This window comes from SAR202 cluster bacterium (assembly GCA_016872285.1).
Lineage (GTDB): Bacteria > Chloroflexota > Dehalococcoidia > Lucifugimonadales.
This window is the reverse complement of sequence record VGZZ01000007.1, coordinates 1-13,149: the sequence shown is the minus strand read 5'-3', so window position 1 is coordinate 13,149 and position 13,149 is coordinate 1. Positions and strand designations below refer to the sequence as shown.

The window sequence follows — 13,149 nt, the reverse complement described above, 5'->3', positions numbered from 1 at the left end:
GGACACTATGGCTAACAACATAACCGTTTTGGAAAAGGAAATGACCCCCCGCATGGAGGAGGTCAAATCCATGAATGAACTCGACGTCGGCGGCAAGACTACCATCAATGACGACGTCATCGCCTCCATCGCCAGCATGACCGCCAAGGAGGTCCAGGGCGTCGCAGACATCGGCAAGAAGACCATCCGCAGCGCCTTCGGCGGCAAAAAGACCCAGGGCGTTCAGGTGGAATCCGGCGCCCGCGAGGCCATCCTGGACATGGACATGAAGGTCATGTACGGCTTCTGCATCCCGGAAGTCGTCATCGGTGTCCGGCAGGCCGTGGCCCAGCGAGTCCTGGAGCACCTTGGCCTTGTCACCAAGGAGATCAACATCAACGTCATGGGCATTGAGTTCCCCGACAAGATGCCCGGCCGCGTCGAGTAAGATGGCCCTCCGACACCGCCCTACCCTAGGACGTTCCGCCTCCTCTGATCGTCCCCATAGGCTGAACGTCAAGGCGCCCGTCCTGGCCCTCCCGTCTGGTCCTCTCCCCCCTTGAGGGGGAGAGTTAGAGAGGGGGGTCGGGGTGGATGGGTAGGGCGTTGGGCAGGGTAGGGATGATCCCCACTAAATAATTTAGGACCCGAATCTACTTATGAGGTGACTGACTATGGCTGACGCGATTTTGGACCGTCTCAACCGCCTCATCGTGGTGCTGGCGGCCCTCCTGGCCCTGGCCGGCGCCGTCGTCATAGTCCTCGTCGCCATTGAGGCCGCCGACCCTGACTTCCTCCCCAACGCCTGGTTCCAACCCCAGCTGCAAGGCATCCGCGATTTCGATGGCGGAGCCCTTGCCACCACCCTCCTGATATCCCTGGCCGTGGGTGCCGTCATGCTCTACCTCATTTACAACGAGCTCAAGCCCAAAGAGCGCCACGGACGCCCCCTCACCATCAGCAACTCCCCCGACGGCGACCTCACCATCGACGAGGACAGCGTCCGCTACCTGGCGGAGAAGACCGGCGCCGCCAACCGACAGGTCTCTTTCATGGACTGCCGCGTCCGCTCCTACGGCAACGGCCGTCGCGGCCATGTCCCCACCGTGGTCGCCATCGACTGCTATCCCAAAGTGGCCTTCGGCGCCAACCTCCAGGAAGTCCGCGACGACCTCCAGTTTCGCATCCGAGATACCGTCGAAAAACTCACCGGCCTCACCGTGGCCTCCGTCACCGTGGACCGTGTCAGATACCAGCGCGGCGACGGCTCCCGCCTCGTCCCCGACTAATTCATCGCGGTGCGCCATCTTTCCATGCGTATGCTGGGAGTGTCTCCCTCCCCTCAGGTTCCCCTTCTTCTCCTATTGCAAAGGAGAAGAAGGGGTTAGAGCCTGCCCTGAGCTTGTCGAAGGGGGATGATGAGGTGATCAATAATTTCTTCCCCTTCCGGCAGGCTGTACTCAGTCCCGATGCAGTCGGGAAAGGGATAAAGGGGATGGTATCCCGATTGAGAACAAGGACGGCTTTCTAACTGAGTCCTAGCAAAATCTCCTCTCCCTTGATGGGAGAGGATTAAGGTGAGGGTGAAACACTGGCACTACGTCCCGTCTGTCAGGCTAAAGAAGGCTCTAATAGCCTGTCCCTCTCCTATGAACCATTAACCCAACAAGGATGGTTGATTGAAATGAACAATCCCAAAATCACCGGCTTAGTCTTCGGCCTCATCCTCGGCGTAGTCCTCGTCTGGCTCGGCTGGTGGGAAGCCATCGTCGTCGGCGTCCTCGCCCTCACCGGCTGGCTCATCGGCAAATACGTCGCCGGCGAGTTCGGTATGGTGGACGGCGTCCTGGAACGCTTCGTCGAGACCCGCCGCAACAACGGCGGCAGGTAGGCTTCAAAATTCGCGGCGGGCCGATTTTATCGGCCCGCCGTCAGCCCGCCATCAGGCCGCCCATACGCGGCCTGCCTCCCTTTGCCGTCCCGCCCGGGACTAGTCGAATATTCCTATCGACTACTGTCCAAACGTCCGTATTATCCGCCAACAAGACTGCTAAGCTTCCAACCAAGTGCATAAACCTGACGACGGGACTCAAAAGCCGGCCACGCCGCTGCCCCGATGGGGCTGCCTTAAATGCGGCCTCCGACCCGAATGGCAGTCCCGCATCTGCCGTCGATGCGGCGCCAGGATGGGCTTCTCCACCAACGAGGCCCTTAAAGCCCTGGAGACCGCCTACCTGGACTCCCTCCAGTCCCGGCCCCATAACAAAATCGGCCCCGCCTACCCCTCCCCCACCCCCTGGTGGGAGCGGTATTAGAGGTCGCTCCGCCCTGCCTCCGATGGGGCAGGAATAGGGAAGGGTGTAACGTCATTTCGACCCGCCTCAGGCGGGAGAAATCTCAGCGCGCCGTCCGTCAGCAACTCTCCATACTCGCCCCCAGCCCGTAGGGGCGAGGTCGCCGCGCTCCCTTTGTAATTCTGAGCCCAGCGAAGAATCTAATCGACGTGACCACCGTCACACTCCACATCTAATCTCACCCCATTCCTTTCCCAACCCCTTGACTCCACCTCCCTGGTCCGATATGGTCCTGGACCAAATTTTAGGAGGTCAAGGCCATGGGAATGGACGTTGGCATCGTAAAGATCGATTACGGTTACCATCCGCGTGGAGTTGTGGAAGATTTCCTTCTAGATTTCGCTGTAGACCCTTATCCAAATACATGGGGTGGGGGTTGGGACAGCAACTTCATATTCGAATGGTCTAAGCGTCGAATCATCAATCGGGCAAAGCGTTACGCCAAAAACCACAAATTGTCAGAGGAATCCACAAAGGAGATTCAAGATTGGATTGGTAGTCTCCCCTGGGAAGGTGGCACTATCATGCTCCATCTTAGTTGGTAGGGAGATGAAATGCCTCGATGGTGGCTCGCCGTCGGTGCCCCAGGCAACTGGGAAAGCACTTTCAAACTCGGAAACATCTGGGGAACCAAGGCCAAAGGACGGCCAGCCATTATGTGGGAATCCATCGCCCAAGGCGATAGGCTCGTCTTTTATGTAGGCATCCCCGTCAGCGGTATCGTCGGCCTCGGCACCGTCACAACGAAATTTAAGCAGGACAAGCCTCTTTGGCCGGACGAGGTTAAAGAGAAGAAAGTCTTGTGGCCCCTCCGCTTCGAATTCGATGTTGACTACCTAATGCCACCAGCAAATTGGAAAGCCCAGAAATACTCCTCAGAGAGAATCCGCACGCTATCGAGAGGCGGCTTTCAATCTCTTGATGAAGAATCCATAGCAGAAATTTCCGCCGCTTTCGAAGAACACGCTGGCCTCCGACCAGACGAATCAGAAATGACTCCTCTCCATAGCCAGCTAATCTCTAAACTCTTACAGATAGGAAGCCTTCAGAAGTTCATAACTGAGAAAGAATACTCAATGAACGGCGCGCGACTGGACGTCGTCTGGCGCCGCGTCGAACGGTCAGTCCCAACCTATGTCTTTGAAGTCCAGGTAGGTGGTGACCTTTACCGGGCTCTCGCTAAACTAAAACACGCCTACGACCTCTGGAACAGCCGTATTTTCCTGGTTGCTAACCCAAAGGACTTCACCAAGGCCGGGGAGCTTCTATCGGGCACTTTCCATGAAATCCGCGACCAACTTCGGTTTATCGACATTAAGAAAGTAGAGAAACTCTTTGAACTGAAACAGCAGATAAAGTCGCTCGAATCCGAGATCGGCATCGCTTTATTCCTGTTCTTCAAGACGCCCGATGCTAGTTCAGGATTGATGCTGACAATAGAGAAAGTGCATTTGTCATTCTGAGCGAAGTCGGTAGTCCGACACAGTCGAAGCCTGTCCTGAGCCTGGTCGAAGGGAATCTGTTATGACAGCAACCTAGCCTTCGCCATCCGGCAACCACCTACTCCTCGTTTTCTCCCCCCTCCCCCTGCCATCCTCCCCTTGACCCAACCCCCTCCCTTCCCCTATCCTTACAAGAACTGATGTTCGACTAAGGAGCCAGCATGTCCACCAACTCCAACGGCTACGCCCCACCCCTGGACCCCGCCCTCCGCTCCCACATCTCCGACCACGACAGGCTTCGGGACGAAGTCCGCGCCTACGCCGACTCCATACCCCAGGCCTTCGCCGAATTCCAGGCCAGGGCAAATGCGCAAGAAGCCAAAGCCCCTTCCGCCGACCCCCCTAAAAACCGCGGCGGCGCGCCCCTTGGAAACCAGAACGCCCGGAAGCACGGGTACTACTCCAAGTCCCTCCCTCCCAAAGACCAGGCCCTCTTCAACGAAATGCAGCTCATCAGCCACAACGACCTGGAAGAAGAAATCACCCTCATGCGAGTCAAGCTCCATAACCTCTTCGCCAGCCCCAACCCCCCTGAAGAACTCATCATCAAAACCGTCCGCGCCATCGCCTACCTCACCTACCTCCAGAACCAAATGAGAAGCTAAATGCATTCAGGTCAGTGCCTTAGCTCTGTGCAATCGCGAAATCCTCCGCTTCTGGCGGACCAATCGGGAAGGTTGTTTAGGTTGTTTTTAGCCACTTTAGGCACAAAACCACCCCATTTTTAGAGAAACAACCTCCTTGCACAGCCTGAACATAAAATCGGAGGAGTCCGATGGAATCGGACCTGCCCCCCCAACTATTCCACCAGTCCCTATCCCGCTCCTTAAGATTTATCAAATTCCACGCCTGGGAAAGAAAACGAATCCGTGCCTAATTCACGCTTGGCGCCCTTATTCGTTCTCGAAAAAAAGACTTTTACTCGGGAGGTCCGGAAAACGAATAAGAACAAATGAAACGAATCCACGCCTGACTCACGCCTGAAATCCCCATTCGTTCCCTCAAAAAATTTTTTAGCTGAGACGAATAACCCATAGGTAGTTTTGAAAAAACTTCTTAGCCGCAAAATCTCAAAAAAATTCCAGGCCCGCGGTGCGCTGCACAGCCGCCAACAAGGCCTATGCCGCACCTTTCAAGGTGCGGTAGGGCCTACCCCCCACCACTACCCTCCGCTCCCACCTTCCCCCGCAATCCCCTCACCCAAAACCCTCCCTCCCCCTTCCCAAATATGAGAAAATCCCCATGTCCGCCACCTTGATTCTACTCATATGATTGGCGGAAGCCGATGCCCATCGGCTCGAATCCTCCACTTCTCAGACCTCCCCTCTAACCCCACGATATGAGAAAATACCTCATATGCGTATCCTCCACTTCTCAGACCTCCACATCGGCGTCGAGAACTATGGCCGGCTCGACCCCTCCACCGGCCTCTCCTCCCGCCTCCAGGACTTCCTCTCCGCCCTGGATGAAATCGTAAACTTCGCCCTGAGCAGCGGCGTCCACCTCGTCCTCCTGGCCGGCGACGCCTACAAGTCGCGAGACCCTTCCCAGACCCAGCAGAAAGAGCTGGCCGCCCGCCTCGCCAAGCTCTCCGCCGCCGGCATCCCCGTCTTCCTCCTCGTCGGCAACCATGACCTCCCCCACTCCGTCGGGCGCGCCAACGCCGTGGAGATCTTCCCCACCCTCAAAGTCCCCAACGTCCATGTCGGGGACACCCTGACTACCTATCGACTCACCACCGCCCAAGGCCCCCTCCAAATCGTCGCCCTCCCCTGGCCCCGACGCTCCCGCCTCCTTTCGCACGATGACACGGCCGGCTTGACCATCGACCAGGTCAACCAGCTCATCCAGGACCGGTTCACCCAGGGCATCCGGCAGCAGGCGGACAAGCTGGACCCGCGCCTTCCCGCCATCCTCGCTGCCCACGTCACCGTCCAGGGCGCCGCCATCGGCTCGGAGCGCGCCATGATGCTCGGCCAGGACCACTGGCTCATGCCCGGCGCCCTACACCTGCCCTGCTTTGACTACATCGCCCTCGGCCACATCCACAAGCACCAGGTGCTGCGGCAGAACCCCACCATGGCCTACTCCGGCAGCCTCCAGCGCGTCGACTTCGGCGAAGAGTCCCAGCCCAAGGGCTTCTGCCTCATCGACCTCGACCCCTCCCGCCCCCAGGGCCAGCGCATGACCTCCTTCGAGTTCAAGCAAGTCAACGCCCGCCAGTTCCTCACCATCGAAATCGACATCCCCAAAGCCAGCGACGACCCCACCACCCACGTCCTCCACGCCATCTCTCGCTATCATGTCGCCGGTGCCATCGTCCGCCTCCGCGTCAACCTCACCGCCGACCAGAACCTCCACCTCCGCGACGCTCCCCTCCGCGACGCCCTGAAAGACGCCCACATCATCGCCGCCATCTACCGAAACGTGGAAGAAGAGCGCCGCACCCGCATCGCTCCAGACGTGGCGGAAGGCCTCCCTCCCCTCAAAGCCCTCGCCCTCTACCTGGACTCCAAAAACACAGACCCCGCCCGCAAAGAAAAACTGTTAACCTACGCCCGCCGCCTCCTGGAAGAAGACCAAGCTTCCTCTGGCGCTCCCTCCTCCCCTGGAAGCGGTGGCTAGGTGGGCGGTTCTCCTCAGGTCCCCCTTCTTCTCCTATTGCAAAGGAGAAGAAGGGGCTAGGGGATGATGAGGTGATCCTACTTTCTCTTCCCCTTCCAGCAGGCTGTACTCAGTCCCGATGCAGTCGGGAAAGGGGCCAGGGGATGGTATCCCGACTAAAAAGACGCTGGTATCTCTATGCTCGATGAGGGTGCTGTTATCTCCCATTCCCAGGACGACGGCGGCTAATGTCCCCCACCGACATCCTCCTCCTCCTAATAAGATGGCTCCACAACATCTCCGCCGTTGCCTGGGTCGGCGGCGGCCTCTTCTACCTCCTTATCCTCCGCCCTAAAAGGCGGGGGCCGAGTCCCAATGCCATCGGGGCGAGTCCTGGTGAGCCTTTAGCCCTGAGCGAAGCCGAACGGGGAAGTCCGTACCCGGACGTAGCCGAAGAATCTAACCCCTCCTCCATCGCCGCCGACTTCCGCGCCTTGGTCTACACCGCCATGGGTGTCCTCCTGGTCACCGGCGTCATCCTCACCTTCCACCGGCTCACCTCCAACTTCGCCGGCCCCGCTTACGCCGTCGTCCTCGCCGTCAAAATCGCCCTCGCCCTCTACATGTTCTACCTGGTCCGATTCCTCCGCTCCCGCTCCTACCCCCACGACTCCCCCAACCCTCCATCCAGATGGCTCGCCATAGCCTCCAGCGCCACCACCGTCGTCGTCCTCGGCCTCATCGTCCTCTTCCTGGCGGACATCCTCGCCGCCCTCTTCGAGGACGCCCTCAAACCCTAGGCCTATAGTGACGTCGCCATGCCTGTGGATATATAGTGAGACCTCGCTGGAAAGACGCCAAAAGCTAGAAATAGGAGTGAACGGTAATGGCTAAGCAGGGGTTCAAGGTACTGGACAGCGATATGCATCTGATGGAGCCGCTGGACCTGTGGGAGCGCTACATCGACCCCAAATACAAGTCCAGGGCCCCGAAGGGTGGAGTGCTGGGAGTGGGGGGATGGCTGTATTCCGTGGACGGGAAGTACATGCCGTGGCCCCTCGGCATCGGCAAGCGGCAGTTTAGGACGCCGGAGCAGAAGAAGTACACGCAGAAGTACAAGACCTTCGCGCAGCGGAAGTGGGCGCCGGAGACGCAAATCGAGGCTATGGACGCGGAGGGCATCGACGTGACGGTGTCGTACCCGACGCTAGGGCTGTATTCCATGGCCCTGGACGAGATGGAGCCGGAGTTCGCGCTGGCGGTGTGCCAGGCGTACAACAACTGGCTTTACGACTACTGCGCCGTCGATAGAAAGCGGATGCTGGCGGCGGCCATGGTGCCGCCCCACGACGTGGAGCTGGCGGTAAGCGAGGCGCGTCGAGCCGTGAAAGAACTGGGTTTCAAGGCAGTGTTTTTGAGGCCCAACCCGGTGCACGGTCGGAACTGGTACGAGCCGTACTACGAGCCGCTGTGGTCGGCGGTGGAGGAGATGGACGTATCCCTGGGGTTCCATGAGGGGATAGGGTCGCTGCTGCCGCAGGTGGGGGACCGGTTTGGGGACAACGCGTTCCTGAGGCACATCGCGTGTCATTCCATGGAGATGATGCTGGCGGTGATGTCGATGTGTGGCGGTGGTGTGATGCATCGGCACCCGAAGCTGCGGGTGGCGTTTTTGGAGGCCAACTGCGGGTGGGCGCCGTGGATTATGGAGCGGATGGACGACCATTACGAGATACAGTTTGGAGTGACGCCTGAGGAGCTGCCGGAGGAGCCCAGCGAGTATTTCAAGCGGCAGTGCGTGGTGTCGGCGGAGTCGGACGAGAGGTTTGTGAAGCAGGTCATCGAATACATGGGTGACGACAACATCGTGTACTCGACGGACTGGCCGCACCCGGACTCCAAGTACCCGCATGCGGTGGAGAGCTTCCTGGAGAATGACATCAGCGATAAGAGCAAGCGGAAGATTTTGTGGGACAACTGCGCGAAATATTACGGGGTTAAGGGGTAGGTGTGGCAGGGATAGAGAATGAGATGTGACAGGGCGGGTCTGTGACTCGCCCATACGTTTAGTACCTGACGAGGAGAGAATAGTCCATGGAGAGGCCGGGATATAGGGCGATTGGGACGGCGGCGGAGGAGCTGGACACGCCAGGGGTGGTGATAGACCTGGCGTCACTGCGGCATAACTTGCATACAGTACACGGGTTTTTCATGGGGAGGCCGGCGAAGCTGAGGCCGCACATGAAGGCGCATTTGTGCCCGTCGCTGGGGCTGATGCAGCTGGCGGCGGGTGGCACCATGGGAGGGGTGTGCGTGGCGAAGGTGGGACAGGCGGAGGTGTTAAGCCAGCACGGATTCAAGGACATTTTGGTCGCCAGCGAGGTGGTGATGAAGTCGAAGATTGCGAGGCTGTGTGCGCTGGCGAAGACGATAAAGATAAGCGTGCCGGTGGACTCTGAAGAGAATGTGAGGGACCTGTCGGAGGCGGCGGTGTCGGCGGGGGCGACGCTGGACGTGCTGGTGGACATCGATTGCCGTCTAGGTAGGTGCGGAGTGCCGCCGGGGAAGGAGGCAGTGTCGCTGGCGAAGGTGGTGGTTAAATCGCGGGGGCTGCGGTTTGCGGGGCTGATGGGGTACGAAGGATGCGTGCTGCATAAGGACTTTGCGGATACCGAGAAAGAGGTGCGGTCGGCCATACAGCGGGTTCTGGACACTCGGCAGATGGTGGAGAGGGAGGGTATGGAGGTGGGGGTAGTGAGCGTCGGAGGGACGCATGGATATGAGGTGGCGGGATCGATGGAGGGGGTGACGGAGGTGCAGGCGGGATCGTATGCGCTGATGGACAATTTTTATCGCTCATACCGACCGCAGTTGAAGATGGCGCTGAAGGTGCTGGGGACGGTTATCAGCCACCCGGAGCCGTCGGTGTCGGTGGTGGATGTGGGGCAGAAGGGGATCGGCGCGGACGAGGGGCTGCCGATGCTGGAGGGAATAAAGGGGGCGTCGGTGAAGCGTTGCAGCGCGGAGCATGGGATTATCGGAATCGAGGGCAGGGATGACGGGAGGCTGGACCTGGGGAGAAAGGTGTGGCTTACGCCGCATGACAGCGAGATCTGTATGAATCTATATGACTATGTGAATGTGGTGGAGGATGGCCGGTTGGTGGGAGTGTGGGAGGTGAGCGCAAGGGGTCGATATGACTAGCAGGACGTGTCCTGCACCTTTTGCTTTGCTAGCTTTGTTATGGTTGGGAGGTAGATCTGGAAGTGCGTTGGGTTGGCATGTAACGCCGAAGAACCGTAGCCAGTTGCATGTAGCGTTGGAGTCCCAGGGACGCTGAGGTTTCTCGACTGCGCTCGAAATGACGTAAGGGAGAGGTAGCAATGGAAGCGATGAGGCCGTTGGTGGGGACGCCGGTGGAGGATCTGGATACGCCGTGTTTGCTGCTGGACATGGAGTCGGTGGAGCATAACATGGGGGTGATGGCGCGGTATTACTCGGATAAGAAGGCGAAGCTGAGGCCGCATGTGAAGAACCATAAGACGCCGGTGCTGGCGCACATGCAGATTAGGATGGGCGGCACGGTGGGCGGAGTGTGCGCCGCCAAGGTGTCGGAGGCGGAGGTGATGGTGGCCAGCGGCATCGACGATATATTGATTGCGAACCAGGTGGTGTCGAAGGACAAGATTCGGCGGCTGGCGGCGCTGGCGAGGGTGGCGGAGATGTCGGTGGGGTGCGACGACGAACGGAACGCTCGCGAGCTGTCGGAGGCCATGGCGTCGGAGGCGGTGGAGGTCGGTGTGCTAGTGGAGGTGGATACGCAGATGGGACGGTGCGGTGTGAGGAGCATCGAGGAGGGAGTGAGGCTGGCGAGGGAAATCGCGTCGCTGCCGGGGCTTCGGTTCAAGGGCATCATGAGCCATCAGAGCATACCGCCGACTTCTGACCGGGAGACGAGGGTGCTGGGGGGGCGTCGGATTATGCACAAGGTCTTGGATTTGAAGGCGGCGATAGAGAGGGATGGGTTGCCGGTGGAGGTGGTATCGACGGGGGAGACGTGGAGCTACGACGTAGCGGGGGAGATACCAGGTGTGACAGAGGTGCAGGGAGGGACGTATCTGCTGATGGAGGGGTACTACGGGTACATGTCGGACTTCAGGCCGGCGGCGAAGATTTTGGGGACAGTGATCAGCGCGAACCGGCCGGGGCGCGCGATTGGGGACGTGGGGATAAAGGCGGTGGGGACGCCTCGCGGGTTGCCGACGGTAGATGGAAGGAAAGGGGTAGAGGTAGAGTCATTACATGCGGAGCATACGATTTTGAGGCTGTCGGAGGGTGCAAGGATGAGAGTGGGGGAGAAGTTTATGCTGGTGCCGGGGCAGCAGGATATTATGGTGAATCGATGGGATCGGTTTGTGGCGGTGAGGGATGGTAGGGTGGAGGCGGTGTGGGATATAGCGGCGAGGGGGTGTCACAGTTAGGGAAGACCCCATCATTTAGCTTTCTCCGCGGGAAGCTTGAGAAGGAAAGAGAAGCCATGAGAGGTGTAGTTGAGCCTGGCGGACGGAGCGTGGAGCTAGGGTTTCACCCTCACCTTCCCGATTAGCATCGGGATTTCAAATTTAATATGACTTAAGGTGTTCAATAATCCTCTCCCGTCAAGGGAGAGGAACCAGATATGGAGGCTTCAGTAAGATGTAGTCGGCTAGACGAAATGGGCAGCATATAACACGTTGGCCGATATCAAATTGCGAGTGCACTAGAGCGTATTAATGAGCGAAACAGGAAAACATGGCTAGGAGTGAGGCGGCGGTAGGCAAACGGGCCAAGACGTCGCGGAAGGTGTTTTATGGGTGGTGGGTGGCGGCGGCCGGGGCGCTGAGCATGACGTTTATATCGGCGGTGACGTGGCAGTCGACGGGGACGTTCCTGGTGGCGCTGGAGGAGGACTTTGGGTGGAGCCGGACGCTGCTTTCGGGGGCATTTTCCATAGCGCGGGCGGAAGGGGCGCTGATGGGGCCTTTCGAGGGCGTGCTGGCGGACCGGATGGGGTCACGGCGGACGCTGACGACGGGGCTGCTGATTTGCGGCGTCGGGTTTTTGCTGTTCACGACGGTGAGCCATCCGGTGCCGTTTTATTTTGTCTACGTTGTCATTACCAGCGGCGCGGGGCTGGGCGGGTACGTGCCCATCGCCACGATGATCAATCATTGGTTCGCGAGGAACCGAAGCAGAGCGATGGCGGTAGTAATGCTGGGAGGGTCGGTGGGAGGAGCGCTGGTGCCGCTGATAGCGTGGGGAATTGTTACTCACGGGTGGCGATGGGTGGCGGGAGGAATCGGCGTGTTTGTGCTGATGCTGGCGCTGCCGGTGGCGATGCTGGTGCGGGACAGACCGGAGCGGATGGGGCTGAGGCCGGATGGAGACTCGGAGGCACCGAAGACGGATACGAGTGTGATGGCGGTGTCATCAGCTCCGGAGATGACGGCGCGGGAGGCGATGCGTACGTGGGCGTTCTGGGGCATCGCGCTGTCGCACGCGGGGACGGGGATAATGGTGACGACGCTGGCGCTGCACCTGGTGCCGCATTTGCACGACCAGGGGATGTCGCTGCCGCTGGCGGGGATGGTGGTGCTGGTGATGACGTCGGTGGCGGCGTGTTTTCAGGTGGTGGGCGGGTGGCTGGGAGACCGAGTCGATAAGCGGTACGTGATATTCGGGTTCATGATTATGCAGGGACTGGCGGTACTGTTCCTGCTGATGGTGGACAGCCTGATGATGGCGATGGTATTTGCGGTGCTGCAGGGGGCGGCGCACGGGGGCCGGGCGCCGGCGGCGACGACGATTCGAGGGGAGTATTTCGGGCGAAAGTCCTTCGGGACGATTTTGGGAATATCGATGATTCCGATGAACGCGGGGAGCGTCGCGATGCCGCTTTTGGCGGGACTGATGTATGACTTGCGAGGGTCGTACACCATACCGTTCCTGGCGATGGGGGTGATGGTGCTGGTGTGCGGGGCGCTGATTTTGACGGTGAGGCCGCCGAGGGGGGAGGCCAAGAGGGATCCTTTGGCGGTGACATGATGGGATGTAGTACCCTACCGCCCCGACACATCGGGGCGGCATAGGCCCTGTCGGTGGCTTTGCGGCGCGGGGGACAAGTAATAGAGGAGACCTAATATGGCGAAGCATGATGAGATAGGGAGTAAACCTGGCTTCGGGTTCAAGTGCCAGAAGAGGGAGGTGGTGGGGAGCCGGGGGGTGGTGGCGTCTAACAGCGCGCTGGCATCGCTGGCGGGGGTGGAGGTGCTAGCGAGGGGAGGGAACGCGGTGGATGCGGCGGTGGCGACGGCCTTTGCGCAGGCGGTGACGGAGCCGTCGTCGACGGGGATTTTTGGGGCGGGATTTACGGTCTATTATCAGGTATCGTCGAAGCAGGTGTACTCGATAGACCATTACGCGGTGTCGCCGAAGAAGGCGTTGTCCAGAATGTTTACGACGGACGACAAGGCTGGGCCAATGGAGACGGTGGGGATGGCGAACAAGGTGGGGTACCTGTCGGTGGGGGTGCCGGGGAACCTGAAGGGGTGGTGCGCCGCGCTGAAGCGGTGGGGGACGATGGGGCTGGCGGAGGTGATGGCGCCGGCGATTCGGTACGCAGAGGAGGGGTACAGGGTCAGCCCATATTTCATGTCATTCATCGAGAGGGA

At 59.6% G+C, this 13,149-nt stretch carries 13 protein-coding genes; all 13 read left to right on the top strand.

The window, feature by feature from the left end; translation table 11 throughout:
* Positions 1 to 7 precede the first annotated feature (7 nt).
* Positions 8 to 427, top strand: a complete 420-nt coding sequence (locus FJ320_03505) for an Asp23/Gls24 family envelope stress response protein (protein ID MBM3925041.1) — start codon at positions 8 to 10, stop codon at positions 425 to 427.
* 226 nt (positions 428 to 653) lie between these two features.
* Complete coding sequence (locus tag FJ320_03500; GenBank protein MBM3925040.1) at positions 654 to 1,268, top strand: Asp23/Gls24 family envelope stress response protein; 615 nt, start codon at positions 654 to 656, stop codon at positions 1,266 to 1,268.
* A 395-nt stretch (positions 1,269 to 1,663) separates the two neighbouring features.
* Positions 1,664 to 1,870: a DUF2273 domain-containing protein gene (locus FJ320_03495; protein ID MBM3925039.1), complete on the top strand. Its 207-nt coding sequence runs from the start codon at positions 1,664 to 1,666 to the stop codon at positions 1,868 to 1,870.
* Between the two features lie 175 nt (positions 1,871 to 2,045).
* A complete protein-coding gene (locus tag FJ320_03490; protein ID MBM3925038.1) occupies positions 2,046 to 2,294 on the top strand; it encodes a hypothetical protein in 249 nt (82 codons plus the stop codon).
* A 593-nt stretch (positions 2,295 to 2,887) separates the two neighbouring features.
* Positions 2,888 to 3,796: an EVE domain-containing protein gene (locus tag FJ320_03485; protein MBM3925037.1), complete on the top strand. Its 909-nt coding sequence runs from the start codon at positions 2,888 to 2,890 to the stop codon at positions 3,794 to 3,796.
* Between the two features lie 200 nt (positions 3,797 to 3,996).
* Positions 3,997 to 4,440, top strand: coding sequence for a hypothetical protein (locus FJ320_03480; GenBank protein MBM3925036.1), 444 nt, complete (start codon positions 3,997 to 3,999; stop codon positions 4,438 to 4,440).
* A gap of 751 nt (positions 4,441 to 5,191) precedes the next feature.
* Positions 5,192 to 6,460 carry an exonuclease SbcCD subunit D gene (locus FJ320_03475; protein ID MBM3925035.1) on the top strand — a complete coding sequence of 423 codons (1,269 nt, stop codon included), beginning with the start codon at positions 5,192 to 5,194 and terminating at the stop codon, positions 6,458 to 6,460.
* A 227-nt stretch (positions 6,461 to 6,687) separates the two neighbouring features.
* A complete protein-coding gene (locus FJ320_03470) occupies positions 6,688 to 7,239 on the top strand; it encodes a hypothetical protein (GenBank protein MBM3925034.1) in 552 nt (183 codons plus the stop codon).
* Between the two features lie 86 nt (positions 7,240 to 7,325).
* Positions 7,326 to 8,447: an amidohydrolase gene (locus tag FJ320_03465; protein MBM3925033.1), complete on the top strand. Its 1,122-nt coding sequence runs from the start codon at positions 7,326 to 7,328 to the stop codon at positions 8,445 to 8,447.
* An 86-nt stretch (positions 8,448 to 8,533) separates the two neighbouring features.
* Positions 8,534 to 9,643: a DSD1 family PLP-dependent enzyme gene (locus FJ320_03460; protein MBM3925032.1), complete on the top strand. Its 1,110-nt coding sequence runs from the start codon at positions 8,534 to 8,536 to the stop codon at positions 9,641 to 9,643.
* Between the two features lie 179 nt (positions 9,644 to 9,822).
* Positions 9,823 to 10,920 carry a DSD1 family PLP-dependent enzyme gene (locus FJ320_03455; protein MBM3925031.1) on the top strand — a complete coding sequence of 366 codons (1,098 nt, stop codon included), beginning with the start codon at positions 9,823 to 9,825 and terminating at the stop codon, positions 10,918 to 10,920.
* 310 nt (positions 10,921 to 11,230) lie between these two features.
* A complete protein-coding gene (locus FJ320_03450) occupies positions 11,231 to 12,523 on the top strand; it encodes an MFS transporter (protein ID MBM3925030.1) in 1,293 nt (430 codons plus the stop codon).
* A gap of 96 nt (positions 12,524 to 12,619) precedes the next feature.
* Positions 12,620 to 13,149, top strand: a 530-nt coding sequence (locus FJ320_03445) for a gamma-glutamyltransferase (GenBank protein MBM3925029.1), incomplete at its 3' end; no start/stop codon positions are given.